Source organism: Pseudomonas arsenicoxydans (assembly GCF_006438915.1).
Classification (GTDB): domain Bacteria; phylum Pseudomonadota; class Gammaproteobacteria; order Pseudomonadales; family Pseudomonadaceae; genus Aquipseudomonas; species Aquipseudomonas arsenicoxydans_A.
This window is the reverse complement of sequence record NZ_RCZE01000002.1, coordinates 487,440-514,151: the sequence shown is the minus strand read 5'-3', so window position 1 is coordinate 514,151 and position 26,712 is coordinate 487,440. Positions and strand designations below refer to the sequence as shown.

Annotated in this window: 26 protein-coding genes; 12 read left to right on the top strand and 14 right to left on the bottom strand. The window is 58.7% G+C overall.

The window, feature by feature from the left end; genetic code table 11:
- Positions 1-42 precede the first annotated feature (42 nt).
- From EAH78_RS05895 to EAH78_RS05865, 7 genes are all read left to right on the top strand, one after another.
- Positions 43-1,164, top strand: coding sequence for an ABC transporter substrate-binding protein (locus EAH78_RS05895; RefSeq protein ID WP_140666595.1), 1,122 nt, complete (start codon positions 43-45; stop codon positions 1,162-1,164).
- 69 nt (positions 1,165-1,233) lie between these two features.
- Positions 1,234-2,148, top strand: coding sequence for an ABC transporter permease subunit (locus EAH78_RS05890; protein ID WP_140666593.1), 915 nt, complete (start codon positions 1,234-1,236; stop codon positions 2,146-2,148).
- Between the two features lies 1 nt (position 2,149).
- Positions 2,150-3,430: a high-affinity branched-chain amino acid ABC transporter permease LivM gene (livM, locus tag EAH78_RS05885; RefSeq protein ID WP_140666591.1), complete on the top strand. Its 1,281-nt coding sequence runs from the start codon at positions 2,150-2,152 to the stop codon at positions 3,428-3,430.
- Positions 3,427-4,302, top strand: a complete 876-nt coding sequence (locus EAH78_RS05880) for an ABC transporter ATP-binding protein (RefSeq protein WP_140666589.1) — start codon at positions 3,427-3,429, stop codon at positions 4,300-4,302. The genes livM and EAH78_RS05880 overlap by 4 nt, the downstream gene beginning before the upstream one ends.
- Positions 4,299-5,015: an ABC transporter ATP-binding protein gene (locus tag EAH78_RS05875; protein ID WP_140666587.1), complete on the top strand. Its 717-nt coding sequence runs from the start codon at positions 4,299-4,301 to the stop codon at positions 5,013-5,015. Before EAH78_RS05880 ends, EAH78_RS05875 begins: the two co-directional genes overlap by 4 nt.
- Before the next feature lie 176 nt (positions 5,016-5,191).
- Entirely contained in the window at positions 5,192-5,851 is a 660-nt protein-coding gene (locus tag EAH78_RS05870) for a FadR/GntR family transcriptional regulator (protein WP_140666585.1), read from the top strand.
- Positions 5,841-7,151: a CynX/NimT family MFS transporter gene (locus EAH78_RS05865; protein ID WP_140666583.1), complete on the top strand. Its 1,311-nt coding sequence runs from the start codon at positions 5,841-5,843 to the stop codon at positions 7,149-7,151. The genes EAH78_RS05870 and EAH78_RS05865 overlap by 11 nt, the downstream gene beginning before the upstream one ends.
- A gap of 1 nt (position 7,152) precedes the next feature.
- On the opposite strand, the gene EAH78_RS05860 is transcribed toward EAH78_RS05865, so the two are convergent.
- The 7 genes from EAH78_RS05860 to EAH78_RS05830 form a co-directional block, all read right to left on the bottom strand.
- Positions 7,153-7,803 (bottom strand): DUF1120 domain-containing protein, encoded by a 651-nt coding sequence (locus EAH78_RS05860; RefSeq protein ID WP_140666581.1) that lies wholly within the window; start codon positions 7,801-7,803, stop codon positions 7,153-7,155.
- 73 nt (positions 7,804-7,876) lie between these two features.
- Positions 7,877-8,497, bottom strand: a complete 621-nt coding sequence (locus tag EAH78_RS05855) for a DUF1120 domain-containing protein (RefSeq protein ID WP_140666579.1) — start codon at positions 8,495-8,497, stop codon at positions 7,877-7,879.
- Between the two features lie 82 nt (positions 8,498-8,579).
- The gene (locus EAH78_RS05850) at positions 8,580-9,716 is read right to left on the bottom strand and encodes a DUF1120 domain-containing protein (RefSeq protein WP_140666577.1); all 1,137 of its coding nucleotides are present in this window, start codon (positions 9,714-9,716) and stop codon (positions 8,580-8,582) included.
- Positions 9,717-9,726: 10 nt separating this feature from the next.
- A complete protein-coding gene (locus tag EAH78_RS05845; RefSeq protein WP_140666575.1) occupies positions 9,727-12,192 on the bottom strand; it encodes a fimbria/pilus outer membrane usher protein in 2,466 nt (821 codons plus the stop codon).
- Positions 12,193-12,309: 117 nt separating this feature from the next.
- A complete protein-coding gene (locus tag EAH78_RS05840; protein WP_140666573.1) occupies positions 12,310-13,026 on the bottom strand; it encodes a fimbria/pilus chaperone family protein in 717 nt (238 codons plus the stop codon).
- A 50-nt stretch (positions 13,027-13,076) separates the two neighbouring features.
- Positions 13,077-13,697, bottom strand: a complete 621-nt coding sequence (locus tag EAH78_RS05835; RefSeq protein WP_140666571.1) for a DUF1120 domain-containing protein — start codon at positions 13,695-13,697, stop codon at positions 13,077-13,079.
- Between the two features lie 65 nt (positions 13,698-13,762).
- Positions 13,763-14,392 carry a DUF1120 domain-containing protein gene (locus EAH78_RS05830; RefSeq protein ID WP_140666569.1) on the bottom strand — a complete coding sequence of 210 codons (630 nt, stop codon included), beginning with the start codon at positions 14,390-14,392 and terminating at the stop codon, positions 13,763-13,765.
- 354 nt (positions 14,393-14,746) lie between these two features.
- Between EAH78_RS05830 and EAH78_RS05825 the strand changes: the two genes are divergently transcribed.
- From EAH78_RS05825 to EAH78_RS05810, 4 genes are all read left to right on the top strand, one after another.
- On the top strand, positions 14,747-15,379 hold the full coding sequence (locus EAH78_RS05825; protein ID WP_140666567.1) for a response regulator transcription factor: 633 nt from the start codon (positions 14,747-14,749) through the stop codon (positions 15,377-15,379).
- 112 nt (positions 15,380-15,491) lie between these two features.
- A complete protein-coding gene (locus tag EAH78_RS05820; protein ID WP_140666565.1) occupies positions 15,492-15,962 on the top strand; it encodes a nuclear transport factor 2 family protein in 471 nt (156 codons plus the stop codon).
- Between the two features lie 39 nt (positions 15,963-16,001).
- Positions 16,002-16,322: a GIY-YIG nuclease family protein gene (locus EAH78_RS05815; RefSeq protein WP_140666563.1), complete on the top strand. Its 321-nt coding sequence runs from the start codon at positions 16,002-16,004 to the stop codon at positions 16,320-16,322.
- Positions 16,323-16,410: 88 nt separating this feature from the next.
- A complete protein-coding gene (locus tag EAH78_RS05810) occupies positions 16,411-17,346 on the top strand; it encodes a glutathione S-transferase family protein (protein WP_140666561.1) in 936 nt (311 codons plus the stop codon).
- Between the two features lie 165 nt (positions 17,347-17,511).
- Here the strand turns inward: EAH78_RS05810 and EAH78_RS05805 are convergent, their stop codons facing one another.
- Positions 17,512-17,862 (bottom strand): glutaredoxin family protein, encoded by a 351-nt coding sequence (locus EAH78_RS05805; RefSeq protein ID WP_140666559.1) that lies wholly within the window; start codon positions 17,860-17,862, stop codon positions 17,512-17,514.
- Positions 17,862-18,866, bottom strand: coding sequence for a nucleoid-associated protein YejK (gene yejK / locus EAH78_RS05800; protein WP_007944833.1), 1,005 nt, complete (start codon positions 18,864-18,866; stop codon positions 17,862-17,864). The genes EAH78_RS05805 and yejK overlap by 1 nt, the downstream gene beginning before the upstream one ends.
- Before the next feature lie 394 nt (positions 18,867-19,260).
- Between yejK and EAH78_RS05795 the strand changes: the two genes are divergently transcribed.
- Positions 19,261-19,542: an HU family DNA-binding protein gene (locus tag EAH78_RS05795; RefSeq protein ID WP_007905514.1), complete on the top strand. Its 282-nt coding sequence runs from the start codon at positions 19,261-19,263 to the stop codon at positions 19,540-19,542.
- A gap of 198 nt (positions 19,543-19,740) precedes the next feature.
- On the opposite strand, the gene rlmF is transcribed toward EAH78_RS05795, so the two are convergent.
- The 5 genes from rlmF to EAH78_RS05765 form a co-directional block, all read right to left on the bottom strand.
- Positions 19,741-20,763 (bottom strand): 23S rRNA (adenine(1618)-N(6))-methyltransferase RlmF, encoded by a 1,023-nt coding sequence (gene rlmF / locus EAH78_RS05790; protein WP_140666557.1) that lies wholly within the window; start codon positions 20,761-20,763, stop codon positions 19,741-19,743.
- Positions 20,764-21,030: 267 nt separating this feature from the next.
- A complete protein-coding gene (locus tag EAH78_RS05780; protein WP_140666555.1) occupies positions 21,031-23,877 on the bottom strand; it encodes a valine--tRNA ligase in 2,847 nt (948 codons plus the stop codon).
- A gap of 222 nt (positions 23,878-24,099) precedes the next feature.
- Positions 24,100-24,489: a DNA polymerase III subunit chi gene (locus EAH78_RS05775; protein ID WP_140666553.1), complete on the bottom strand. Its 390-nt coding sequence runs from the start codon at positions 24,487-24,489 to the stop codon at positions 24,100-24,102.
- 8 nt (positions 24,490-24,497) lie between these two features.
- Positions 24,498-24,926, bottom strand: a complete 429-nt coding sequence (locus EAH78_RS05770; RefSeq protein ID WP_140666551.1) for a DNA polymerase III subunit chi — start codon at positions 24,924-24,926, stop codon at positions 24,498-24,500.
- A 60-nt stretch (positions 24,927-24,986) separates the two neighbouring features.
- Entirely contained in the window at positions 24,987-26,477 is a 1,491-nt protein-coding gene (locus EAH78_RS05765) for a leucyl aminopeptidase (protein WP_140666549.1), read from the bottom strand.
- Positions 26,478-26,712 lie beyond the last annotated feature (235 nt).

Sequence of the window (26,712 nt, the reverse complement as noted above, 5' to 3'; positions counted from 1 at the left end):
ATGAGATTGATGTTTTTCGTTAAAACAAGAAGAGAGGAAGACATGAAAACCAATAATTTTAAAATCAAGGCTCTCGGCTTGGCGCTTACAGCCGCCATGGGACTTTCGACTCAAGTCTATGCCGACATTAAAATCGGCGTGGCCGGCCCCCACACTGGCGCTAACGCCACCTACGGGGATCAACTCTGGAGAGGCGCTTCCCAAGCCGCAGAGGACATCAACGCCAAGGGTGGCATCAACGGTGAAAAAATCGTCTTGGTGAAAGGTGATGATGCTTGTGAGCCCAAGCAAGCGATCGCTGTCGCTAACCGCCTGGTTGATTCCGATAAGGTCAGCGCAGTCATTGGCCACTTCTGTTCTTCTTCCAGCATTCCGGCAACCGAAATCTATGAGGAAGCCGGCGTCATCTCGATCACCCCGGGTTCTACCAATCCCAAGTTGACAGATCGCGGCTACAGCACTGTTTTCCGGATATGTGGTCGTGACGATCAACAGGGCATTGTCGCGGGTAACTACATTGTTGATGTCTTGAAAGCCACCAAGGTCGCAATCATTCACGACAAAGATACGTACGGTCAGGGCGTGGCCCAGGCCACTCGTGATCAGTTGCACGCACGTGGTGTCCAGGAGGTGATTTTTGAGGGGCTGACGCGCGGCGAGAAAGATTTCAATTCGCTGGTATCGAAGATCGGCGCCTCAGGCGCTGACGTGGTCTATTTCGGTGGTCTTCATTCCGAAGCAGGCCCTTTGGTTCGACAAATGCGTGAGCAGGGTCTGAAGGCAAAGTTCGTCTCTGACGATGGCATCGTGACCGACGAACTGGTGACCACAGCAGGTGGAGCACAGTACACCGATGGCGTCCTGATGAGCTTTGTGGTCGATCCTCGCGGCCTTCCGCAAGGGCAGGAGGTGGTCAAACATTTCCGCGACAAAGGTTACGAGCCGGAAGGTTACACACTGTTTTCTTATGCTGCTCTGCAGACACTGGCTGCTGCCTATAAAGCCACCGGCGGTACCGATAACGAGAAAGCCGGCGCTTGGATTAAATCCCATCCTGTGGACACGGTAATGGGCAGTAAAGAATGGGATGAGAAGGGCGATCTGAAAACCTCCCCTTATGTCATGTATCGCTGGGATGCCGCCGGTAAATATAAGCAGATTTGATTTATCAAGTCGCTCAATGCCCATGCCGTTATCGGTATGGGTTGAACTACTTTAACTAGGAGAGTCAATGTGGACGCTCTGTTCCTCCAACAAATGGTCAATGGATTGACGTTGGGGTCGGTTTACGGACTGATCGCAATTGGTTATACCATGGTGTATGGAATCATCGGCATGATTAACTTCGCGCATGGCGAGGTTTATATGATTTCCGCTTACCTTTCTGCTATTACGTTGGCTCTCTTGGCATTTTTTGGTCTGCATTCGTTTCCGCTGTTAATACTCGGCACACTCATCATAACTGTCGCTATTACGTGTGCCTATGGTTGGGTCATTGAGCGCGTGGCCTATAAACCGCTGCGCAACTCAACTCGCCTTGCACCACTGATATCTGCCATCGGGATTTCATTGATTCTGCAAAACTATGTCCAGCTAACCCAGGGCGCTCGACAGCAAGGTATTCCAACCCTGTTGGAAGGTGCTGCACGTTTGGATTTTGCCGGTGGTTTCGTTCAAATCACTTACACAAAAATTTTTATTTTGTTGGCTTCCTTTATAGGCATGGGCGTGTTGACTTACATCATCAAGTGCACCCGCTTGGGGAGAATGTGCCGAGCGACACAGCAAGATCGCAAGATGGCATCGATATTGGGCATCAATACAGATCGGGTTATTTCCTATGTGTTTGTTATTGGTGCAGCCATGGCTGCTTTGGCAGGCGTTCTGATTACAATGAACTACGGTACCTTTGATTTTTATGCAGGGTTCATCATTGGTATTAAGGCTTTCACGGCGGCCGTATTAGGGGGTATCGGTTCATTACCGGGTGCGATGCTGGGTGGGCTCATTCTCGGTATTGCGGAAGCTCAATTTTCGAGTGTCATAAACTCGGATTACAAAGACGTGTTTTCGTTTGCGTTGCTCGTAGTAATTTTGATCTTCCGTCCGCAAGGCCTCTTGGGGCGTCCAAAAGTAACGAAGGTGTAACATGAGTGCTCAATCGTCATCTATCGACTTGAAAAAAAGTCTCCTGGATACGTTGCTTGCGGGATTGCTGGCGTTAGTTATATTCGGGCCAATTGTTGGCGTCGTTCTGGATGGCTACAGCTTCAATTTCCATGCTGATCGTGTTGTTTGGTCTGTTGCTGTGGTGATGGCGGGACGCTTCCTCGTCAGTGCTTTTTTGCAAACATCTCATGGTAAAAAATTCAGTTCACGTTTTGATTTGACCGGTAGTGGGGTGACTGTGCTCCCGCCTGGCTATAAATCGAATATGCGCTGGATTCTGCTTCTGGTTGTATTAGTTGCCGCAGTTCTACCGTTTGTGGCGAATAAGTACATTCTCACTGTGGTCATCCTCGGGCTCATTTATGTGCTTCTTGGGTTGGGACTAAACATTGTTGTTGGTTTGGCCGGCTTGCTCGATCTGGGGTATGTGGCCTTTTATGCAATCGGTGCCTATGGCTTGGCCCTCGGATACGAACATCTGGGGTTGGGATTTTGGTCGGCGATTCCATTGGCAGCTCTGTTAGCGGCTTTTGCGGGTGCGATTTTGGGTTTTCCGGTCTTGCGCATGCATGGTGACTACCTGGCAATCGTGACCTTGGGGTTCGGGGAGATCATTCGACTGGTGCTGAATAACTGGTCGTCCCTCACCGGTGGCCCTAATGGCATGGCTGTACCTTCGCCTACTTTTCTAGGACTGGAATTCGGGCGCAAGGCCAAGGACGGTGGTATTCCGTTTCATGAGTTCTTCGGAATCGCCTATAACCCTAATTTGAAATACATCTTCATATACACCGTCCTTTTCATCGTAGTGATGACGGTGCTTTATCTAAAACATCGCCTGACTCGCATGCCTCTGGGCCGCGCCTGGGAAGCCCTTCGCGAAGATGAAATCGCGTGCAGGGCCATGGGACTCAATCATGTGTTGGTGAAACTGTCGGCCTTCATGATTGGTGCGTCGACCGCGGGTATTGCTGGCGTTTTCTTCGCCAGTTACCAGGGGTTCGTTAACCCGACATCCTTCACCTTCTTTGAATCCGCACTGATCCTGGCAATTGTCGTGTTGGGTGGGATGGGCTCAACCGTCGGGGTAGTGATTGCAGCCTTCGTGCTCACGGTAGTACCGGAGCTGCTGCGTAATTTTGCCGACTACCGCGTGCTGCTCTTTGGGGTACTGATGGTGGTGATGATGATTTGGAAGCCGCGAGGATTGATCCGTATCAACCGGATTGGTATTGCAGTTCCGGAAGGGGTCGCGAAATGAAAGACGCCATTCTGCGTGTAGAAAATCTCATGATGCACTTCGGTGGTATCAAGGCCCTGAAGGACGTTAATCTCGAGGTCGAGCGGTCTTCCATTACCGCATTGATAGGCCCCAACGGTGCCGGCAAGACTACCGTTTTCAACTGCCTGACTGGTTTCTACAAACCCTCGGGGGGGCGGATCCAGCTCAATACGCGTAAGCGCGATACCAACATCATCAAGATCCTCGGCGAGCCATTTCAGATGACGGATTTCGTCAATCCGTTGAAATTTGCTTCTCGGCTCTGGTTCAAGATGTTCGGCGGCACGCACTTGGTGAATCGTGCCGGGTTGGCGCGCACCTTTCAGAACATTCGACTGTTCAAAGAAATGTCAGTGATTGAGAACTTGTTGGTGGTTCAGCACATGGAGGCCAATCGCAATTTGTTGGCGGGTGCGTTCAATACGCCAGGTTACCGCCGCACCGAAAAGGAACTGATCAAGAACGCATTTCGCTGGCTGGAGTTCGTCGATCTTGGCGAATTTGCAAATCGCCTGGCAGGTGAGTTGTCCTACGGGCAGCAGCGTCGTCTTGAGATTGCCCGTGCGATGTGCACTAACCCGGAGTTGGTGTGTCTCGATGAACCCGCCGCGGGTTTGAACCCGGCAGAAACGCTGAAGCTCACCACCATTATTCGGGACTTGCGCGATATTCATGGTGTCACTGTGCTGCTGATCGAGCACGATATGGGCATGGTCATGAGCATCTCCGATCACATCATTGTGCTTGAACACGGTGACGTTATTGCCCGGGGTGGGCCCGAGCATATCCGTTCCAACGAACGTGTCATTGCCGCTTACCTGGGTGCCACTGATGAGAAGGAGGTCGCATGAAGGTGCCAATCCTGGAGTTACGCAATGTCGACGTTTTTTATGGGCCTATTCAGGCACTGCGTGATGTCTCGCTAGAGATCCATGAAGGCGAAACGGTCTCGCTGATCGGTGCAAACGGCGCCGGCAAGTCAACGCTCCTGATGTCCATTTTCGGCCAACCCCGTGCTGGCGGCGGGGAGATTCTTTACCGAGGGGAGGACATCAGCAAGAAGTCATCTCACTACATCGCCTCCAATGGCATTGCCCAGTCGCCAGAAGGGCGCCGGGTCTTTCCGGATATGACGGTTGAAGAGAATCTGTTGATGGGAACCATCCCCATCGGCATGACGCACGCCGAGGAAGACTTGCAGCGGATGTTCGAGCTCTTTCCGCGTCTGAAGGAACGGCGAAATCAGCGGGCAATGACGATGTCTGGTGGTGAGCAACAGATGCTCGCTATTGCGCGTGCCCTGATGAGCCGTCCCAAGATTCTGTTGCTGGATGAGCCTAGCCTTGGATTGGCGCCGATAGTCGTCAAGCATATCTTCCAGACCCTTCGCGAACTGGCTAAAGGGGGGATGACGATTTTCCTGGTTGAGCAAAATGCCAATCATGCGCTCAAGCTCAGTGACCGGGCCTATGTCATGGTCAACGGGCAGATTCGCATGTCAGGCACTGGCCGGGAGCTTCTAGAGGATCCGCAAGTGCGAGAGGCCTATCTCGGCGGGCACTGATCCTCAACCAAGCCGCTCTCGGCGGATGCTGAGGGCGGTATCCCGATTCTTCCCATCCCGCCGCATTTCACCCCGAACCTTTGCCTCCTCTAAAACCCTGGCCCGTTGCCCACCCGGACGAATCTGACAAACATGTCAGAAAATTCATCCTATGATTGGATGAAAGGGCGAATTCCATGTCAGACATTTCTCCATTGACCAAGCGATCCTTGGTCGACCAAGCGCTGGATCAGCTACGTCTGCGCATCACGCAAGGCATCTGGGTCGTCGGCCAACGTTTACCTACCGAGCCAGAACTGGCGACCGAACTGGGCATCAGCCGCAACACCGTGCGGGAAGCCATGCGCGTGTTGGCGTTTTCCGGATTGATCGAAATCCGTCAGGGTGACGGCAGCTACCTGCGGGCCGTCATCGATCCGCTGGACACCATGAAGGCGTTGTCGCGCTGCTCCCACGAGCAGGCCCGTGAGACGCGGCACATCCTTGAAGTCGAAGCCATCGGCCTCGCGGCACTGCGCCGAACAGACGAAGACCTGGTGGCCTTGCGCGAAGCGCTCGGTGTCAGCGGCAGCCACTACCACGGCGATCTCGACAGCTACATCGCCTGCGACCTGGTGTTCCACCGCCGTCTGGTGGACGCCGCGCACAACCCGACGCTCAGCGAGTTGTATCGCTATTTTTCCAGCGTCATCGGCGCACAGTTGCGCCAGACCCTGAACATCACCCCGCGACGCCAGGAAGTGTTCGACCTGCACATCGAACTGCTGGACGCCGTCGAGCAACGCGACCCGGAACGGGCCAAAGCCCTGTCGAGGCAGTTGATCAATGAACCTTGAAACCGAGAAATCCATGTCCAGTAGTGATAGCCATCTCACGCAACCCAAGCGCACGGCGGAGCTCGAAGAGTTGCTGATCGACGCCGAGGCCGATGACGAACACGTCCAGCAAACTCCCCCGATCCTGCGCCGACCATGGCTGTTACTACTGGGCTTGATCCTGGTGGCGTTGAACTTGCGTCCAGCGCTGTCGAGCATGGCACCCATGCTCAGCGAGGTGTCGAAGACCCTTGGGTTGTCGGCGGCCAAGGCCGGTTTGCTGACGACATTGCCGGTGCTCTGCCTCGGCCTTTTCGCCCCTCTGGCACCGGTGCTGGCGCGACGTTTTGGCGCCGAGCGAGTGGTGTTGGGGATTCTGCTGACACTGGCGGGCGGGATCATTCTGCGCAGTTCATTTGGCGAGATCGGCTTGTTTGCCGGTAGCGTGCTGGCGGGGGCGAGCATCGGTGTGATCGGTGTGTTGTTGCCGGGCATCGTCAAGCGCGACTTCCCGAAACAGGCCGGGGCCATGACCGGTGTCTACACCATGGCGTTGTGCCTGGGCGCCGCGATGGCCGCCGGCGCCACCGTGCCGTTGAGTGAGCATTTCGACCAGAGCTGGGCCATGGGCCTGGGCTTCTGGGTGCTGCCGGCGCTGGTCGCGGCGATCTTCTGGCTGCCGCAAGTGGGTGGCCAGAAGCACGGCGCACACAACGTCGCGTATCGGGTTCGCGGACTGTTGCGTGATCCGCTGGCCTGGCAAGTGACGTTGTACATGGGCCTGCAATCGTCCCTGGCGTACATCGTATTCGGCTGGTTGCCGTCGATCCTGATCGGTCGCGGGCTGACACCGACCCAGGCCGGTCTGGTGCTGTCAGGATCGGTGATCGTCCAGTTGGCCAGTTCTCTCGCGGCGCCTTGGCTGGCAACGCGCGGCAAGGATCAGCGACTGGCCATTGTAGTGGTGATGCTGATGACCCTCGGCGGTCTGTTCGGCTGTCTCTACGCTCCGATTGAAGGCCTGTGGGGCTGGGCGATTCTGCTCGGCCTGGGGCAGGGCGCTACGTTCAGCCTGGCGTTGACCCTGATCGTGCTGCGCTCGCGGGATTCGCATGTCGCGGCCAACCTGTCGAGCATGGCCCAGGGGTTCGGTTACACCCTGGCATCGATGGGGCCGTTCGCGGTCGGTATCGTGCATGACTGGACCGGCGGCTGGACGGCGCTGGGCTGGATCTTCGGTGTCATTGGTCTCGGTGCAATCGTCGCCGGCCTCGGCGCCGGGCGTTCGCTGTACGTGCAGGTGGTCAGCGAAAAGGTCTGAGCTACAGGTAAACAACTTCCAGGGTCGCCGAACCGTCGAGTTGCACCTCGCTGCTCAGGTCCAGCTCGGAGGTGGGCGCGATGACCGTTTCGACCGTCACCCGGCTGGTCAGGTTGCGGATGGCTATCGGACCGGCGCTGCTGCCTGCGCTGTCGGTAAAGCCGAGATAGCTTCGGGAGCCAATCGGGATGGCCTGGCTGTTCGACGAACTCCAGGCTTTGCCGCCCGTGGTGGAGTCGGTTCTATAGACCTGCGTCAGGTCGTCCACCACCGTGCTGGCCGGATCGAAATTCAGCGAATACAAGCCGATTTTATTGTTGCTGTGGTCGTGGTTCAGGCCGTAGTAAATCTCGCTGTTGACGATGGCCGAGCCGTCGCGATTGTCGCGCATCAGCAGGGCAAAACGCGTGGGCGCATTGCACTGAATGTCGAGGTCGAGTGTCTGGTCGCGCAGTCGTGTGCGTTTGTCGATGCTGAGGTCTTGCCGGGAGATTTTTCCGTAGTCGACGAGGCCGCTGTTGGACAGCATCGGGGTGCAGGCGAGTGGGGTGATGAGGCCAGTGACCGTCAGTTCTGTCGACGAGGCGGCGAAGGTGAGCGGCGCCGTCAGGACGATGAACGTCATGGTCAGAGCGTGTGGAATTTTTGTCATGGAACAGTTTCGCTTTGTCGGGTGAGCGGAATCAGTCCTTGCCCGAAGCAGGACCTCGGGCAAGGTGCACGGCTTACAGGTACTTCATTTCAAATGTGGCTGAACCGTCGATAGCAACATCGTCGGTTAAGGTGAGGCTGTCGGCGCGGGCAATGACGGTTTGAACCGTCAGTTCCACAGTGAGGTCCTTCACGGCGATTGGAATGAGAGTGCCAACAACGCTTGTCGATGTGAGGCTTTTCTTAAGAATCTGATAGATGCGGTGCCAACTCGCACCGTTATCAATCGATCTGATCGAGTGTGCAGGCTGTCCGTCCGCAAGCGCGCTTCGGATCAATGGCGTGAAGTAACCAATTTTTTCATTATTGCTGGTCAGGCCCAATCCGAAATACAAGTCGGACGATGATGTCCCGGCTTTGTTATCTATACCGTTTAGTGCAAATAGAGTTGACGCATCACACGCAACCGTCAATTGCATCGGTTGTCTGCCGACTACTGTGTACTGTGTTGGATTGAGGTCTTTTACCTCCACCTTGCCGACGTCGACCAGTCCCCCGTCGGACAACGAAGGGGTACAAGCATTTGGGGTGATAAGACCCGTCACCGTCAAATCAGTGCTTGAGGCCGCCAGTGCATAAGGCGCAACGCCAATCAGCGCAGTGGCGGAGAGTGCTGCAAAGTACTTTTTAATCATTGTTTACTCACTTCTCAGGTTGTGCCCTGTCTGCCCCGAGACGCTCGAGTGCGCCCAGGATCCAGCAGGAACGGGTTGGGTGTTACAGGTAAATAATCTCGATCGTCCCCGCGCCATCGAGCTCGATGGCGCTGCTCAGGTCGAGGCTATTGGTGGGGGCGATGACGGCGTCGACGGTCACCGTGGTGCTGAGGTTCTGGATCAGCACCGGGCCGGCGCCGCTGCCGGCGTTGTCGGTGAACGCCAGATAACGGCTTTTGCCGATGGCGACCGGGTTGGCGCTGCCGGTGCTCCAGGCCGTGCCGGCGGTGCTGGACTCGGTTCGATAAAGGCGGGCGAAGCTGTCGGCATGGGCGTCGGCCGGGTCCACGAGCAGTGAAAAACGGCCAATCCTGTTGCCGCGGCTGTCCTTGCCCAGGCCGTAGTCGATCTCGCTGTCGAGCGTCGCCGAGCCTGAGCGGTTGTCATGCATGATCAAGGCGAAGGACGTCGGCGCGTCGCAGCCGACCATCAGCGTCAACGACTTGGGCGGCAGGTGTGTGTCCTTGTCTGCGTGCAGGTCTTTTTTCGACAGGGTGCCGAAGTCGACCACACCACCGTTGGACAGCACCGGTTCGCAGGCCGCCGGAGCGAAGCGGGCACGCAAGGTCGCCTCGCGGGTGAGTCCGGCGGCGTCGAATACCCCGAAGGCTTCCCAGGTCACCGCGTCACGCACCTGCATGCCTTGCTCTTGAACCCAGGCCGTCAGCTCAAGCTGCGCCGAGAAACTGCGACCCTGCACCGGCACGCCGGCCTGCACCGGGACGACCCCGTACTCGGGTCGCCAGATCAGGCTCGACGCCGATTCTGCCGGCGGTTGTCCGACCCCGGCAATCAACCCGATATCGACCGATTGGCCATCGAGCACGGCATCGCGAATTCGCATCTGATAGCTGCCGCGTTCAGCAAAGTGAAAGCGTCCGGCGGTCGCGGCCATCGCCCGGTAGAACAGGCTCATGTCGATGGGCTGCGCACAGCTCAGGGTCAGGCTGAGCTGGCGTTCACCGAGGTTGCGCTCCGGTGCGGCATCGGGCCGTATCGCCCGGTTCATCAGCCCGTAATCGAGCACCGACTGGCTCAGGTTGAAATGGCAGTCGTCCATGGACGCCTTGGCCTGCGGGATGAATCCGCTCAATGCCAGGGGCGCGAGGGTCAGCAGCAGATAGCGAGACAGGGTCATGCAGTCATCCTCAGAGTGGTTGGCACTTGGCAGGGGCGGTTTCGTAGTACGCGTCGGCGTCGGCGTCGGTGGGCAGTTCGAAGCGCAGTTCGCAGCGCTCGAGCCCCGGCGCGCTTATCCACAACGCGCGGCGGTCGAGAACGTTGGGCAAAAACACCAGGCCGCCGTCCTGCACCAGGGTCACGAACTCGCCATCCGCGGTGTTCACGGAGGCACCGCGCGGCAGGGGCGTGCCGTTGGCGGTGGTGGCCTTGAGCAAGGCCCGTCGGGTCAGCGTGATGCCGAATTCAACGTTGTCGACGGCGCCGCGACCGGCCGAAATCACCGCCAGCCCGTTGTGAATGTCGGCGTTGCGGGGCAGGGTTTTGGTGTCGACTTCCACCGGGCTTTTGCCGTAAGCCGTCACTTGCGGGATCACCGCCTGACCTTGCCAGTCGGTCCACACCGGACCGCTGGGCGTCGACACTTTGATGGAAGCCATGTCACCGACCGACAGCAACGCAAAGGTGTCGCTCACCGGGTACGGCGACAGCGTCACGCCACCGCCGTGCAGCACTGCGCCACCGCGAGCGCTGGCCTGGTAGCTGGAGCGCTCGGCATCGGCGCGGGTGTAATTGAGATCGAGCTGGGTGTAGCGCGGCAGCAGCGAAACACCGGCCGTGGATTGCACCTGTTTGTTGTGCGTATCGTGTTCGACGCCAACCCGGTAACCCAGTTGATCGTTGACCCGTTCACTCAAGCCCACGCCGCTGCGCAATTCGCCGGCGGAACTGCGTACCCAGCTGCGTGCCCGGCGGTTTTCGCCCAGCGGAATGCTGAGGTTCAGGTAGACGCTGTCATCGTTGCCGTTCGAACCGCTGAGCTGCCATTCGGCGGTCGCCGAGATGGACATGCCAGCGATGTTGGTGCCCCAGGAAGCGAGGGCGCGGCTGCTGCTTTGACCGTCGAACGAACTGGACCGGCTGAAGCCGCTGCTGAAGGCGCCTAGCCATGGATGCGACCATGACAGGGCCGCGCTTTGCTGATCGCGGTAAAGGGATTGGCTGTTGTCGGACGTGTTGGCGAACACCGCATCTTCCAGTTCCCGGTAGCCCGGGGTTCGGTAAGAACTGCCGGCATTGAGCGCCCACTGCTCGTTCAAGCGATGCGAGACGCTCAGGTCAGCTTGAAGCCCCTGACTGGCTTGTCTGCCGCTGGCGTCCGCGCCGGTCAGCGTGGCTTGCAGCTGGGTGACAGGCGAGGGCAACAGGCCGACGCCGGCACCCGCCGCGCGATAGTCGGCGGCACCGGTGAGGCCGGCGCTGAGCAACACTTGCGGGGTGAGTGCACCGCTCCAGCCGCCGCTGATGACCCAGGGATCGCCACCCTGCACGTCACCGACATTGCGCAACTGACCGGCGCCCAGCGAATATCCGGGCGCTGGCAAGCCGACCCCTAACATCGTGGCCGGCACGGTAAAACGGCGCTCGCTGCCATCGGTCTCCTTGATCGTGACTTCCACGTCGGAGCGCGTGTTGAGCCGCCGTACGTTGGTGAGCGCGAACGGGCCGGCGGGTACCACCGTGGAATGGATCAGTGAACCGTTTTGCCGGACCTCGACTTGGGCCTGACTGTTGGCGATCCCTTCAATGACCGCGCTTTGCCCTTCGACCTGCAGTGCTTGTTCATTCAGCACTTGCATGCCGGTGATCTGCGCACCGGCAAGCACTGGGTTGTAGAGGTTGATCTGACCCCCCTGCAGCACCGCTTCCTGGCTGGCGAAAGTACGCTGGGCGTATGCCGCAATATGAGTCGTTGTGGACACGTCGTCCTGCCAGGTCTGCACCTGACGGCTGCGCACGATCCAGTCACCGGCATTGAGGCCGAGTTCGGTGTTGGCCGAGGCGAATCGGCTGGTGCTGTCGGCAGAACGACTGTGCAAACCGGTGACGTCGTAGTTGATCAAACCGGCGACACCACCGGTTTGATAGCCGGAAAAATCCCGGGCACTGGGGCGTATCGCGTCGGTGGGCACAATCAACGACAGGGTAAGGCTCGCGGGATCGGGTTCGATGACGGTCTGCGAAGCGCTGCCAAGAAAATCGTGGCAGGGGCCATCGTCCAGCAAATGATCGGGCACCTTCAGGTTCGCTGCATCGAGCAGCGCGCGATCGAAGCACAACGCACCTTCGCGATCGAACGTGATATCGGCCCGGCCATGACGCTGGCCGTTGACGATGAGCGTGACCGGGTGGCGGCCGGCCGTGAACTGCGGCGCCTGCATCAGCAACGTCGCCAGCGCCGGATCGATGCCGCGCTGCAGTAACGTGTCTTTGTCGAACGAGGCGGACATCGACACTTCACCGTAGGCGTCGAGCATCATCAGCGCGTTGCTCAGCAGTAACGCCAATGTGCTTCGTTGCCATGGATGAGGGAGAGCGCCGTCCCTTATAACGGGCACGGCTTCGCCATCACGGTAATTCGATACTGTGTTCATCGGGATCACTTGGGTTATTGCTGCGTGCGGTTACAGGCGCGGCTGTGGCAACGGCCAAGTGGTCGTCGCCTTGAAACATTGGCGCTCATCGTTCCTTGATGACGCCGTCAGGGTGGTTCAGGACTGGATGGGCGCCTCGTAATGCGGCACTGCAAAGCCGTAGACCGTCGCCGGTTGGAAACGCACCCGCGTGGCGGCACCCTCGACGACCTTGATACTGATGTGCTCACCGGGCAGCACATAGGTTTTCGGCAGCATCGCGTTGCCCGCCGCTGGTAACAATTGCACTTCCTGGCCCAGACGCACCACATAAGGCGTGTCGTTGCGCACGGTCAGTTGACCGTCCTTCAGCGACCATTGCAGGTCGGTCCATGGCGTGCGATTGGGGGCCAGGCCTTTGGGGTGCAGGATCACCGGCAAATTCTGCCGCACAGTCACGCCGACCCGTGCCTGACCGGCCTCGGTGGGGGCTTTGCCCTGGGGGATGCCTTCGAAGATCACCCGCTTCAAACGCTGAGTGAGCAGAGGTTTTTCCGTTTGCAGAATGAACCGCACCAATTGGGTTTTGCCCGCCTCGACGCGCGACAGTGGTGGCGTGACGAACACCAGGGACTCACGGTCTTCGGCAATGTCTTCGAGGGTGACGTGCATCAACGCCAGGTTGGTGTCGGTGTTGGTCACGGACACGGACACTTCGCCGTCGGCCTCGTTGACGATGACCACCGAAGTGTTCGGCACCATGCCGTCGGCCTCGGCGTGTGCGGTCAGCAGCAGGGCGAATGCGCCGATGACCGAATGGAACAGATGACGGGTGACTTTGGAAAACATCGTCATGACGTGTCTCGTTGAATGTTCGAAAAAATGGAACCGGGCACACCGGTCGATCAGTAGTTCAGTTGCACGGTGATGTGCCCGTCGATGGGGATTTCATCGGTCAGCGTCAGATCATTTGCGCGCACGATGGTGGTGAACGCCGTGAGCCGTGCGCTCAAATCCATGATGGCGATCGGAGTGCCGAGGTCGTTCAATGCCGCGAACGCGGTGCGGCCAGCGTGTCCCAGGTAGGAGGACACTCGCCAGGTGGCTCCGTCGTTGAGGGAAACGATGGTCTTCACCGCCACTCCATCGGCCACCGTATCGAACAGGCGCAGTGCAACGCTGCCCAGCTTCTGGTCGTCATTGATGACGCCCAGCCCGTGACTATTGGGGTGGAAGGCGGAAGTGCCTGAGCGGTTGTCGATCGTCGTCAGGGTAAACGGGGTGGCGCCACCGCAATTCACCTGCAGATACAGCGTGCCGTTTTCCAGGGCCGTGGGCTGGTCCGGTCTCAGGTCTTTCACCGACACTTTGCCGTGGTCTACGATGCCGCCGCCGGACAGGCTGGGTGTGCAGGCGCTCGGGGTGATCAGGCCGGTGACACTCAACTCTGTGCTGCTGGAGGCGAAGGCCACGGGGGCGCAGGCGATCAACAGTGGAGCCAATAGAGCGAAGGAGCATCTTTCCATGATGGGTCGTCCTTTGAGTGGGCGGGCAACGCCCTGTGTCGGGCGTGCCCGTTGATGACGGTGGGTTACAGGTACTTGATCTGGAGGGTTGCTGAGCCGTCGAGTGTGACTTCATCGGTCAGGGTCAGGCTGTTGGTGGGGGCGATGCCGGTACGCACACGTAAATCAAGGCTCAAATCCTTCATCGCGATTGGCGCAATGTCGGCACCCAGGGCACCGACACTCCAGATGTTGTTGACCCCCCAGAATGCTGTCGCCCCTTCCTTGAGCCAGGTCTCGCCGCCATCAGTGGAGAGAATGGCTTGAGCGTGGGTGCCGTCCGCCATCACATTGCGTGGAATAACGCGAAAGTTGCCCAGTTTTTCGTTGGTATTGATCAGCCCCAGGCCAAAGTAAGTGCCCGCAGTGCCTGTGCCTGCACGGTTATCAATCGGGTTTATGGCAAACGACGTGGCCGCATCGCAGCTCACTGTCATTTGCATGACTATTTCAGGCAAGTAAGTGTGTTTGTCGGGATTGAGGTCTTGTACGGAAAACTTGCCGTGATCGGCGATGCCGCCACCGGCCAATACTGGCGTACATGCATTCGGAGTGATCAGGCCTTTCACCGTCAGGTCCGTGCTGGAGGCGGCAAAAGCGGAGGAGGCACCGGTCAGCAGCAAAGCTGCGGTCAGGAGGGATAAACGGTTGTTCATGTGCTGGCTCTTCCTTGATGAAAGATTGTTGGGTATTTGCCCTGTACGGACAGGGCGCAATCTATCGGTCGAAGTAGCTTGGCGGAATGCAACTAATACGAAAACGGAGGGGCTGGTGTATGAAAGCGCGTTGCGGGCTACAAATCGCTCTACTGCATCGCGTTATCTGTAGTCCTTCTGTGTGGCCGATGTAGCTTGAAAATGTAGGGCGATTCTTTTTGTTGCATAGGAGAAAGACCAGTCCCCCGATTACATTGGGTGAGGTGGTTCTACGCTCGGGAAAGGGCGTTGTGGTAAGGCCCGGACAGCGCTATTTTTCGCGCATTCCGGCCACCCAACAGGATAAATCCGACAATGCGCGTAATCATTGCTGACGACCATCCGGTCGTTCGTATCGGCATGCGAATGCTCGTCGATCTGAACCGGACATGTGTGGTGGTAGGGGAGGCGGATGGTCCCGACAGTCTGTTGAGTCTGCTGTGCACGACGTCTTGTGATCTGTTGATCACCGACTTTTGCATGCCGGGCAACTTGCAGGCCGATGGGCTGAAAATGCTGAGCCGGGTGCGACGTGGCTACCCGACGATGCCGATCATTGTGGTCACGATGTTTGCCAGCGTCACCACGCTGAGGGCGGCATTCGCGCTGGGCGTGGTGGCGATCATCGACAAAGGCGCGTCGGCAAAGGAACTGCCCCTGGCGATCAAATCGGTGGGTGAAGGGCGCCGTTATATCAGCGAATCGTTGCGCCCCGCGCTGCTTCAGGCAGACGCGCAGGGGCAGTCGAGTTCCGCTGTGCTTTCCGCAAAAGAGCACGAGGTGGTCAGAATGCTCGCCAGTGGCATGACCGTCAGTGAGATCGCTGGTCACTTCAAACGCAGCGTTTCGACCATCAGCAAACAGAAAAGCATGGCGATGCAGCGGCTGGGCATTTCCACGGATGTGGACCTTTTTGCCTATGCCCGTGAGAGTGGCATGGTGCATTAGGTTCGCAATGCACTCGGGCAGTCCCGCAATATTCCCGCCACGAATGCCCATGGTCTTGCCCCTGTTTGCAGACTATCGTGCAGGCAATCCTTCAAACGTCCGGAGTCTGCCCATGAGTGAAGTCCACAGCGCATTGATCACCCGGTTCTACCAGGCTTTCCAGCGTCTGGATGCCGAGGCCATGAGCGCCTGCTACACCGACGACGTGGTGTTCAGTGATCCGGCATTCGGCGAACTGCGCGGTCGTGATGCCGGCGACATGTGGCGCATGCTCACCACTCGGGCCAAGGACTTTTCCCTGACCTTCGACAACGTGCGGGCCGACGAGCGCACCGGTGGCGCGCACTGGGTCGCGACGTATCTGTTCAGCCAGACCGGCAACATTGTGGTCAACGACATTCAGGCACGCTTCGTGTTTCGCGACGGCAAGATTTGCGAGCACCACGATAGCTTCGACCTGTGGGCCTGGTCGCGGCAGGCGCTGGGTTTCAAAGGGCTGATTCTGGGCTGGACGCCTCTGGTCAGAAACGCCGTTCGTGCTCAAGCCCTCAAGGGGCTGAAGGCATTTCAGGCCAGTCGCTGATAAGATCGCGGCTTGTTTCCTACAAGCCAAGATCGTCACGTGAGCACCCTCAGCGAATCTTCCGACATTGCCGCCGAACCGGTGCTGCCCGTTAGCAAACCCTGGTTCGTCTACCTCGTTCGCGTGGCCAATGGTTCGCTTTACTGCGGCATCAGCGACGACCCTGTGCGACGCTTCGCCACTCACCAGAGCGGCAAGGGCGCCCGGTTTTTCCTCTCCAGCCCTGCCGTGGCGCTGGTCTACACAGAAGTCTGTCGCGATAAAAGCGAAGCGCTACGGCAGGAACGGCTGATCAAAAAACTCAGGAAAAGCGCCAAGGAATGTCTGGTCGCGAGCGCCGCTGTGGGTTTATCAACCTGATTGATAAGTGCCTATCAGGCAGATCTGTAGGCCGCTTGTCGATTGCGCGCTAAGCTGCGGATCCCTTATCCGTGCGGCGGAGCCGAGCATGTCCGAGTTAATTCTGCATCATTACCCGACGTCCCCTTTTGCCGAAAAGGCCCGCCTGCTGTTGGGCTTCAAGGGGTTGTCCTGGCGCTCGGTGAACATCTCGCCGGTGATGCCAAAACCCGATCTTACTGCGCTGACCGGTGGCTACCGCCGGACGCCGGTGTTGCAGATTGGCGCGGATATCTATTGCGATACATCGTTGATCGCTCGTCGTCTAGAGCAGGAAAAAGCCCTGCCGGCGTTCTTCCCGGAAGGTCAGGAAATGATCACTGCCAGCTTTGCAACCTGGGCTGATTCAGTGGTTTTCCAGCATGCAGTCAGCCTGGTCTTTCAGCCGGAATCGATAGCAGTACGCTTCGGCAAGTTGCCGCCGGAAGCGATCAAGGCATTCCTCGCCGACCGCGCCGGGTTGTTCAGCGGTGGCAGCGCTTCCAGGCTGTCCGCCGAGCAGGCGAAACATCAATGGCCGACGATCATGGCGCGGCTGGAGCAACAGCTGCAGCGCGAGCAGGGTGATTTCCTGTTTGGCGAACCGTCGATTGCCGACTTTGCCCTGGCCCATTCCCTGTGGTTCCTCAAGGCGACGCCGGTCACTTCCCCGCTGGTTGATGTTTATCCCGCTGTGTCGGCCTGGTTTGGGCGGGTGACCGGATTCGGGCATGGTGCGTCCAGCGAGATGACATCCGTCGAGGCGCTGGAGGTAGCGCGCAATGCCACGCCAGCAGCGTTGCCGGATGAGCAGTTCGAAGAACCGAACGGGTTTGAACCTGGCCAGCAGGTGAAGATCGCCGCCATCGATTACGGCGTTGATCCGGTGGTGGGGGAGTTGCTGTTTGCGGGCAGCGAGGAATTGATCCTGCGCCGTGAAGACGAACGTGGCGGCGTGGTGCATGTGCACTTTCCGCGCTTTGGGTTTCGCATCGAAAAACACTGAACCCCCCTTCTTCCCTGTGGCGAGGGGGCTTGCCCCCGTTCGGCTGCGCAGCAGTCGTAAATCCTAATGGTGAGGTTTAGCCATTGGAATGCTGGGGCCGCTTCGCAGCCCAACGGGGCGATGCGGCGTTCCGACAAGCCCCCCTCGCCACAGGGATTGGGTAAGTTATTTCAGGGCGGCGAGGATAGCGTCCGGGTCATACCCGCGAATCAGTGTCCCGTTCACATCGATAATCGGGATCCCGCCACCACCCAACGCCTCATACGCCGTGCGCGCCTGGGCATCTTTCTCGATATCGAATTCCTTGTACGCAATGCCGTTCTGATCGAGAAAACGCCGGGTCAGTTTGCAGTAACCGCACCAGTCGGTGGCATAGAGCACGACGTTGGCCTTGGCCTGAGTCTGCTCCGACACCACTTGCGAAGGGTTGAACACCCGCTCGATCTTGCCCCAGTTCTGGTAAACGACGACCACCAGCAGGATCAGCAGGAATTTCTTCAGGATGGCGTTCAGCATCAATTGCGTCGCTTGAGCTGGTCGGTCAACTGAGTCGGCAGGCCCTTGATGATCAGCGTGCCGGCTTCTTCGTCGTACTCGATCTTCGAGCCCAACAGGTGTGCTTCAAAGCTGATGGACAAGCCTTCCGCGCGGCCGGTGAAGCGGCGGAATTGATTCAGGGTGCGTTTATCTGCCGGAATCTCCGGCGACAGACCGTAATCCTTGTTGCGGATGTGATCGTAGAACGCTTTCGGGCGTTCTTCGTCGATCAGCTCCGAGAGTTCTTCCAGGCCCATCGGTTCGCCGAGCTTGGCCTGGCTGCTGGCGTAGTCGACCAGAGTCTTGGTCTTTTCGCGGGCGGACTCTTCCGGCAAATCTTCGCTTTCCACGAAGTCACTGAACGCCTTGAGCAGGGTGCGGGTTTCGCCCGGGCCGTCGACGCCTTCCTGGCAGCCGATAAAGTCGCGGAAATATTCCGAAACCTTTTTCCCGTTCTTGCCTTTGATGAACGAAATGTACTGCTTGGACTGTTTGTTGTTCTGCCACTCGGACACGTTGATCCGCGCGGCCAGGTGCAATTGGCCCAGGTCCAGGTGGCGGGACGGGGTCACGTCCAGCTGATCGGTCACTGCAACGCCTTCACTGTGGTGTAGCAGCGCGATCGCCAGGTAATCGGTCATGCCTTGCTGGTAATGCGCGAACAGCACGTGGCCGCCCACTGAGAGGTTCGACTCTTCCATCAGCTTTTGCAGATGTTCCACCGCCACCCGGCTGAACGCCGTGAAGTCCTTGCCACCCTCGAAGTATTCCTTCAGCCAGCCGCTGAACGGGTGCGCGCCGGATTCGGCATGGAAGAAACCCCAGGCCTTGCCTTGTTTGGCGTTATAGCTCTCGTTGAGGTCGGCAAGCATGTTCTCGATCGCGCTCGACTCGGCAAGTTCAGAGTCGCGGGCGTGAAGAACTGCTGGTGTGCCGTCGGGTTTTTTGTCGATCAGGTGGACGATGCAATGACGGATCGGCATGGGCTTCTCGGCTGATTGAAGAGAGGAGGGCGTGCTCCCCGAAAAAGTGCCAAGTGTACCGCAACCACTGGTTTTGGCGCGGCATGAAGGGCAAATCCGGGGCGACCGGCGGCGCTTATGGGTTTTTTTCCCGTTTTAGAGCAATAAAGCTGACCAAATGGGTAGCTAGAGGCGGATATTTCCCCGTCTCTGTGCTAGTTTTGCCCCGTCTTGCGCGAAGTAACTGCGTTAAGCGTGCATTCAGCATTTGTCAGGTCGAACCAAACCCTGATTTCGGTATCTATAACCCCGATCCAGTGGTTATTGGCCGAGGGTGCCAGATCCAGAAGATCGGGCTCGATGGCTGACACTGCACTCTGCAATCCATATGAATTTGATAGGGAAGGAACACTACATGGCTCTTACTAAAGACCAACTGATCGCCGACATCGCTGAAGCTATCGACGCGCCAAAAACCACCGCGCGTAACGCTCTGGACCAACTGGGCCAAATCGTTGCTGATCAGCTGGAAAACGGCGGCGAAATCACTCTGCCAGGTATCGGCAAACTGAAAGTGACTGAGCGTCCTGCCCGTACTGGCCGTAACCCTTCGACTGGCGCTGCCATCGAAATCGCTGCCAAGAAAGTTATCAAGCTGGTTGTGGCCAAAGGCCTGACCGACGCTGTTAACAAGTAAGACGCAGTAAAAAAAGCCGTGCTCCGGAGCAATCCGGGCACGGCTTTTTTGTGTCTGCGATTTGCCACCAGCACCGCTAAACCAATGTAGGAGCGGGCTTGCTCGCGAATGCGGTGGGTCAGTCACCATTAAAGTCGACTGACCTACCGCATTCGCGAGCAAGCCCGCTCCCACATTTGATTTGTATCGGTCAGGTAATCAGCTTTTTTTAACCCAGCGCTCGCGCCAGACCTGCTGCTCGGACTTGGTCTGGAAGGTCCAGGCAACGAAGCGGCTCTGCTTCTGACCCTGGGACATTTCCACCACCTGGCTTTCCAGGACGCCGGCCTTTTTCAAAGCTGTCTGGATCGCAGGCAGGTTAGAGGCCTTCGAGACCAGCGTGCTGAACCACAACACTTTGTGCTGAAAGCTCGCACTTTCGGCGATCAATTGCGTCACAAACCGCGCTTCGCCACCTTCACACCACAGCTCAGCCGATTGACCGCCGAAGTTCAGCACCGGCAATTTACGTTTTGGGTCGGCACGGCCCAGCGCACGCCATTTACGTTCGCTGCCCTTGGTCGCTTCGTCCATCGAGGCGTGGAACGGCGGGTTGCACATGGTCAGGTCAAAGCGTTCACCCGGCTCCAGCAGGCCCAGCAGGATGTGCTTGGGATTGCTTTGCTGGCGCAACTGAATGGCTTTGTTCAGACCGTTGGACTGCACGATGGCTTTGGCGGCGGCGACAGCCGTCGGGTCGATTTCCGAACCGAGGAAGTGCCAGCGGTAGTCGCTGTAGCCGATCAACGGATAGACGCAGTTGGCGCCCATGCCGATGTCGAGCACCTTGACCGGCGCACCGCGCGGGATTTCGCCGTCGTTGACGCTGGCCAACAGGTCTGCGAGGAAGTGCACGTAGTCGGCACGACCCGGAACCGGTGGGCACAGGTAATCGGCCGGGATGTCCCAATGCGCGATGCCGTAAAACGACTTGAGCAACGCCCGGTTGAACACGCGCACCGCGTCCGGGCTGGCGAAGTCGATGCTTTCCTTGCCGTACGGGTTGATGATCACGAACTTTGCCAGTTCTGGCGTGGTTTTGATCAGCGCCGGGAAGTCGTAACGACCCTGATGGCGATTGCGCGGGTGCAGGCTGGCTTTTTCACGCGGCTCCACGGCTTTGGCCGGGGTGGCGGAATCAGGCTTCTTGCGCGCAGGGCGGGGTGTGCGGGGGGCGTTCATGGGCGTGGTCGATTCGGGTATGGCTGAAAGTGGCGGGCATTGTCCCACATCGGCTCGGTATTGATGACAAAAGTGCGGACAACGCCGATCAAATGTGGGAGCGGGCTTGCTCGCGAAGGCGGCGTAACATTCAACATTGATGTCGACTGACACCCCGCCTTCGCGAGCAAGCCCGCTCCCACATTGGATTTTCGGTGTATAGGAGACAGTTGCAGGCACAAAAAAGGGAGGCCGTTGCGGGCCTCCCTCTTTCATCACGCTTTGCCGTTACAAACTGGCAATCCGCGCATGCTGCTCGGCCAGCTTGCCCAAGGCCTGTTCGGCTTCGGCCAGTTTGGCGCGTTCTTTCTCGATGACTTCAGCCGGGGCCTTGTCGACGAAACCGGCGTTGGACAACTTGCCACCCACGCGCTGGACTTCACCCTGCAAACGCAGGATTTCCTTGTCCAGACGCGCCAGTTCGGCGTCCTTGTCGATCAGACCAGCCATCGGTACCAGCACTTCCATCTCGCCAACCAGTGCGGTGGCGGACAGCGGTGCTTCTTCGCCGGCAGCCAATACCGTGATCGATTCCAGGCGAGCCAGCTTCTTCAGCAGGGCTTCGTTCTCGGTGAGGCGGCGCTGGTCTTCGGCGCTGACATTCTTCAGGTAGATCGGCAGCGGTTTGCCAGGACCAATGTTCATTTCGCCACGGATGTTGCGCGTGCCGAGCATCAGTTCCTTGAGCCATTCGATGTCGTCTTCGGCAGCCGGATCGATGCGCTCTTCGTTAGCCACTGGCCACGCTTGCAGCATGATCGTCTTGCCCTGAATACCGGCCAACGGCGCGATGCGCTGCCAGATTTCTTCGGTGATGAACGGCATGAACGGGTGCGCCAGACGCAACGCCACTTCCAGGACGCGAACCAGCGTACGGCGGGTGCCGCGCTGACGCTCGACCGGGGCGTTTTCGTCCCACAGCACAGGCTTGGACAGTTCCAGGTACCAGTCGCAATACTGGTTCCAGATGAACTCGTACAAGGCTTGTGCCGCCAGGTCGAAACGGAACTGGTCGAGTTGACGGGTCACTTCGGCTTCGGTGCGTTGCAGCTGCGAGATGATCCAGCGATCCGCCAGGGACAGCTCGTAGGCTTCACCGTTCTGGCCGCAGTCTTCGCCCTTGTCCAGAACATAACGCGCGGCGTTCCAGATCTTGTTGCAGAAGTTGCGATAGCCTTCGACGCGGCCCATGTCGAACTTGATGTCACGGCCAGTGGACGCCAGCGAGCAGAAGGTGAAGCGCAGTGCGTCGGTACCATAGCTGGCGATGCCGTCAGCGAACTCGTCGCGGGTCTGCTTCTCGATCTTCTTCGCCAGTTTCGGCTGCATCAGGCCGGAGGTGCGTTTCTGCACCAGGTCTTCCAGTTCGATGCCGTCGATGATGTCCAGCGGGTCCAGGACGTTGCCTTTGGACTTGGACATTTTCTGGCCTTGGCCATCACGCACCAGGCCATGCACATAAACGGTCTTGAACGGAACCTGCGGCGTGCCGTCTTCGTTTTTCACCAGGTGCATGGTGAGCATGATCATCCGGGCAACCCAGAAGAAAATGATGTCGAAGCCGGTCACCAGCACATCGGTGGAGTGGAATTTCTTGAGGAATTCGGTCTGCTCAGGCCAGCCGAGCGTGGAGAAGGTCCACAGGCCCGAACTGAACCAGGTGTCGAGAACGTCGTTGTCCTGTTGCAGCGCAATGTCCGGACCGAGATTGTTCTTGGCGCGCACTTCAGCTTCGTCGCGACCGACGTAGACTTTGCCCGACTCGTCGTACCAGGCCGGAATCCGGTGGCCCCACCACAATTGACGGCTGATGCACCAATCCTGGATGTCGCGCATCCACGAGAAGTACATGTTTTCGTATTGCTTAGGCACGAACTGGATGCGACCGTCTTCAACGGCGGCAATGGCAGGCTCGGCCAACGGCTTGGTCGACACGTACCACTGGTCGGTCAGCCACGGCTCGATGATCGTGCCAGAGCGGTCGCCTTTAGGCACTTTCAGCGCGTGATCATTGACGCTGACCAGCAGGCCGGCGGCGTCGAATGCAGCAACGATTTGCTTGCGGGCTTCGAAACGGTCGAGGCCGGCGTATTCGGCCGGGATCTTGCCATCGATGCTTTCGTTCAGCGTGCCGTCCAGGTTGAACACCTGACAGGCCGGCAGTACGGCGGCGTTCTTGTCGAAGATGTTCAGCAGCGGCAGGTTGTGGCGCTTGCCGACTTCGTAGTCGTTGAAATCGTGGGCCGGGGTGATTTTCACGCAGCCGGTGCCGAATTCAGGGTCGCAGTAATCGTCGGCGATGATCGGGATGCGGCGGCCGACCAGCGGCAGCTCGACGAATTTGCCGATCAGGGCTTTGTAGCGTTCATCGTTCGGGTTAACCGCGACGGCGGAGTCGCCGAGCATGGTTTCCGGGCGAGTGGTCGCGACGATCAGGTAATCATTGCCTTCCGCGGTTTTGACGCCGTCGGCCAGCGGGTACTTCAGGTTCCACAGGAAACCTTTCTCGTCGTGGTTTTCCACTTCGAGGTCGGAAATCGCCGTGTGCAACTTGGTGTCCCAGTTGACCAGACGCTTGCCGCGGTAGATCAGGCCATCTTCATGCAGGCGCACGAAGGCTTCTTTCACCGATTCCGAGAGGCCGTCATCCATGGTGAAGCGCTCGCGGCTCCAGTCGACGGACGAGCCGAGGCGACGGATCTGACGGCTGATGTTGCCGCCGGATTCATCCTTCCATTCCCAGATTTTCTCGAGAAACTTCTCGCGACCCAGGTCGTGGCGGCTCTGGCCTTTGGCTTCAAGTTGACGCTCCACCAGCATCTGCGTGGCGATACCGGCATGGTCGGTGCCCGGCTGCCACAGGGTGTTGCGACCCTGCATGCGGCGGAAACGGATCAGGGCGTCCATGATCGCATTGTTGAAACCGTGGCCCATGTGCAGGCTGCCGGTGACGTTCGGCGGCGGGATCATGATGGTGTAGGACTCGCCCGCGCCTTGCGGGGCGAAGTAATTCTCAGACTCCCAGGTGTTGTACCAGGAAGTTTCAATGGCGTGCGGCTGGTAGGTCTTATCCATGCGCGGCGGGACCCTATTGGCATTTATTCAGGAAAAGCCGGCAAGTATAGCGGGGCATGGGGCGTAGGGCGAGTTGATCGCGGGATGAACCTGACCATCAGCAACACCATAGATCCAATGTGGGAGCGGGCTTGCTCGCGAATACGGTCTTCCAGTCAGCAACGATGTTGAATGTGAAACCGCTTTCGCGAGCAAGCCCGCTCCCACATTGGAATGGTGGTGTTATTCGTATTGGCTGAGCAGCCGTTCCATCCGCGCTTCAAGCCGACGCTTGATCTCGGTTTCAATGTGCGGGGCGAAGTCGTCGATCACGTCTTGCATGATCAGCATCGCTGCAGCGCGCAGTTCGCTGTCCAGATGCAACAGGGCGTCGGGGCCTTTGCCGGTGTTCGGCGTCGGTTGCGCAGCAGGGGCGGGCGGTGGTGTCGGTTCGACGGGCTGCGGCGCATTGCCGACAGATTCGAACAACATGGGAATCTGTTCCTGATCACCGTCGATGACCGTGTCGGTCAGCAGTGGTGGTTGCAGGTTGTCATCGCCGAGCAATTGGCGGATCGACTCGAGGTCGTCCAGCAGGTGCGCGGACTTTTGCTGCGGTTTCGGAGTGTCCATCGGAATGCTCAGAGTCGCTGTAAACGGTGGTCTTGCAGAGGATAGCCCTGTTCGCGGTAGAAACGGAAACTCTCCCGCGCAGCCGCACGTATCGTCGGATCTTCCACCACCACTTCCGCCACACGGGCGAATTTGTTGGCGAATACCGGCGCTTTCAGGTCGAGATTGACCAGCAGATCCTGGTGCTGACCGCAGTCATCACCCAACCCCAGCACAATCAAACCGTCCGGTTCACTGTCGGCAGGACCATGAGGGACGAAGCTTTCGCCCTTGAAGGCCCACAAGCGGGCATCGAGATCCTCGCGCTGAGCGGCATCGCTGCAATGCAGGTAAATGCGGTGGCCCATGCGCCAGGCTTTTTCGGTGAGCTTGCAGGCGAAATCCAGCCGTGCCGAAGGATCGGCGCTGGGCAGGATATAGAAGTCGACTTTGGTCATTGCGGTTCCTGAGCCAAGCACGGCGTCACCTGAAAGTGACGCCGCCCCGGGTCAACGGTTTCAGGCTTTGGCGCGGTCCAGCAGGTATTGGGTCAGCAATGGAACCGGACGGCCAGTGGCGCCCTTGTCCTTGCCACCGCTGGTCCATGCGGTGCCGGCGATGTCCAGGTGCGCCCAGTTCAGGTTCTTGGTGAAGCGCGACAGGAAGCAGGCAGCGGTGATGGTCCCGGCTTTCGGCCCGCCAATGTTGGCGATGTCGGCGAACGGGCTGTCCAGTTGCTCCTGGTACTCATCGAACAGCGGCAGTTGCCAGGCGCGGTCGTCAGCCGTCTGGCCGGCGCTCAGCAGTTGGCCGATCAATTCGTCGTTGTTGCCCAGCAGGCCCGAGGTGTGGGCGCCCAGGGCAACCACGCAAGCACCGGTCAGGGTCGCGATGTCGATCACGGCTTGCGGCTTGAAGCGTTCCGAGTAGGTCAGGGCATCGCACAGCACCAAGCGGCCTTCAGCGTCAGTGTTGAGGATTTCCACAGTCTGGCCGCTCATGGTGGTGACGATGTCGCCCGGGCGCGAAGCGTTGCCGCTCGGCATGTTCTCGGCGCACGCCAGGATGCACACCAGGTTGATCGGCAGTTTCAGCTCAAGCACGGCACGCAGGGTGCCGAACACGCTGGCAGCGCCGCCCATGTCGTACTTCATTTCATCCATGCCCAGGCCCGGCTTCAGGCTGATGCCGCCGGTGTCAAAGGTGATGCCTTTGCCGACCAGGGCGTACGGCTTCTCGGATTTCTTGCCGCCGTTGTACTGCATGACGATCAGGCGCGGAGGCTGGGCGCTGCCCTGGCCCACGGCGTAGAACGAACCCATGCCCAGTTCCTTGATCTTCTTCTCATCAAGGACTTCAACTTTCAGGGTTTTGAATTCTTTGCCAAGGTTCTTGGCTTGCTCGCCAAGGAACGTCGGGTGGCAGATGTTCGGCGGCAGGTTGCCCAGGTTACGGGTGAAAGCCATGCCGTTGGCGATAGCGGTGGCGTGGGCCACGGCGCGCTCGACTTCAGCCTGTGCAGCCTTGATGGTCAGCAGGGTGACTTTCTTCAGGGCGCGTGGTTCGGCTTTCTGGCTCTTGAACTGGTCGAAGGTGTATTCGCCGTCCACCAGGGTTTCAGCCAGCAGGCGGGTCTTGCCATAGCTGTCGCGGCCCTTGACCATGATTTCGTCCAGCGCCAGCACGGCGTCGGTGCCGCCCAGGCCTTTCAGGGTGTTGAGTACGCCGGCAATGATTTTGCGGAACGGGCGGTCGCCCAGCTCTTCGTCCTTGCCCACGCCTACCAGCAGAACACGGTCCGCCTTTAGATTCGGCAGGCTGTGCAGCAACAGGCTCTGGCCAACTTTGCCAGCGAGGTCGCCGCGCTTGAGCACAGCGCTGATGGCGCCGCCAGTCAGTTCGTCCAGCTGTTTGGCCACGGCGCCGAGCTTGCGGCCTTCACCGACGGCGACGACCAGCGTGGCGGTCTTCAACGTTTCTGGGCTAACGCTTTTTACAACCAGTTCCATGTCCGGGTCCCTGAATAATGGTCAACGTGCGTGGGCAAAACGGCGACGCACAGACGCTTGCTTATATAGATGGAAAGACGCAGGTCACGGCCCGCGACAAAGGCCGCAGTTTGAACCTCGCTCCCTGCGCCTGACAACCCTCGGTTGTACGATCTTCAACGCATTAAGCGCCAGCTTGAGCATGCGCAGTGACAGGCGCACTCAATCACAGGATAATGCGCCATCTTTTTCGGCG

Excerpts from the sequence above, each read along its gene's own strand:
- EAH78_RS05895 (WP_140666595.1), top strand. The coding sequence starts at position 43 with ATGAAAACCAATAATTTTAAAATCAAGGCTCTCGGCTTGGCGCTTACA.
- livM (WP_140666591.1), top strand. The coding sequence starts at position 2,150 with ATGAGTGCTCAATCGTCATCTATCGACTTGAAAAAAAGTCTCCTGGAT.
- EAH78_RS05880 (WP_140666589.1), top strand. The coding sequence starts at position 3,427 with ATGAAAGACGCCATTCTGCGTGTAGAAAATCTCATGATGCACTTCGGT.
- EAH78_RS05875 (WP_140666587.1), top strand. The coding sequence starts at position 4,299 with ATGAAGGTGCCAATCCTGGAGTTACGCAATGTCGACGTTTTTTATGGG.
- EAH78_RS05870 (WP_140666585.1), top strand. The coding sequence starts at position 5,192 with ATGTCAGACATTTCTCCATTGACCAAGCGATCCTTGGTCGACCAAGCG.
- EAH78_RS05865 (WP_140666583.1), top strand. The coding sequence starts at position 5,841 with ATGAACCTTGAAACCGAGAAATCCATGTCCAGTAGTGATAGCCATCTC.
- EAH78_RS05860 (WP_140666581.1), bottom strand. The coding sequence starts at position 7,803 with ATGACAAAAATTCCACACGCTCTGACCATGACGTTCATCGTCCTGACG.
- EAH78_RS05855 (WP_140666579.1), bottom strand. The coding sequence starts at position 8,497 with ATGATTAAAAAGTACTTTGCAGCACTCTCCGCCACTGCGCTGATTGGC.
- EAH78_RS05850 (WP_140666577.1), bottom strand. The coding sequence starts at position 9,716 with ATGACCCTGTCTCGCTATCTGCTGCTGACCCTCGCGCCCCTGGCATTG.
- EAH78_RS05845 (WP_140666575.1), bottom strand. The coding sequence starts at position 12,192 with ATGAACACAGTATCGAATTACCGTGATGGCGAAGCCGTGCCCGTTATA.
- EAH78_RS05840 (WP_140666573.1), bottom strand. The coding sequence starts at position 13,026 with ATGACGATGTTTTCCAAAGTCACCCGTCATCTGTTCCATTCGGTCATC.
- EAH78_RS05835 (WP_140666571.1), bottom strand. The coding sequence starts at position 13,697 with ATGGAAAGATGCTCCTTCGCTCTATTGGCTCCACTGTTGATCGCCTGC.
- EAH78_RS05830 (WP_140666569.1), bottom strand. The coding sequence starts at position 14,392 with ATGAACAACCGTTTATCCCTCCTGACCGCAGCTTTGCTGCTGACCGGT.
- EAH78_RS05825 (WP_140666567.1), top strand. The coding sequence starts at position 14,747 with ATGCGCGTAATCATTGCTGACGACCATCCGGTCGTTCGTATCGGCATG.
- EAH78_RS05820 (WP_140666565.1), top strand. The coding sequence starts at position 15,492 with ATGAGTGAAGTCCACAGCGCATTGATCACCCGGTTCTACCAGGCTTTC.
- EAH78_RS05810 (WP_140666561.1), top strand. The coding sequence starts at position 16,411 with ATGTCCGAGTTAATTCTGCATCATTACCCGACGTCCCCTTTTGCCGAA.
- EAH78_RS05805 (WP_140666559.1), bottom strand. The coding sequence starts at position 17,862 with ATGCTGAACGCCATCCTGAAGAAATTCCTGCTGATCCTGCTGGTGGTC.
- yejK (WP_007944833.1), bottom strand. The coding sequence starts at position 18,866 with ATGCCGATCCGTCATTGCATCGTCCACCTGATCGACAAAAAACCCGAC.
- EAH78_RS05795 (WP_007905514.1), top strand. The coding sequence starts at position 19,261 with ATGGCTCTTACTAAAGACCAACTGATCGCCGACATCGCTGAAGCTATC.
- rlmF (WP_140666557.1), bottom strand. The coding sequence starts at position 20,763 with ATGAACGCCCCCCGCACACCCCGCCCTGCGCGCAAGAAGCCTGATTCC.
- EAH78_RS05780 (WP_140666555.1), bottom strand. The coding sequence starts at position 23,877 with ATGGATAAGACCTACCAGCCGCACGCCATTGAAACTTCCTGGTACAAC.
- EAH78_RS05775 (WP_140666553.1), bottom strand. The coding sequence starts at position 24,489 with ATGGACACTCCGAAACCGCAGCAAAAGTCCGCGCACCTGCTGGACGAC.
- EAH78_RS05770 (WP_140666551.1), bottom strand. The coding sequence starts at position 24,926 with ATGACCAAAGTCGACTTCTATATCCTGCCCAGCGCCGATCCTTCGGCA.
- EAH78_RS05765 (WP_140666549.1), bottom strand. The coding sequence starts at position 26,477 with ATGGAACTGGTTGTAAAAAGCGTTAGCCCAGAAACGTTGAAGACCGCC.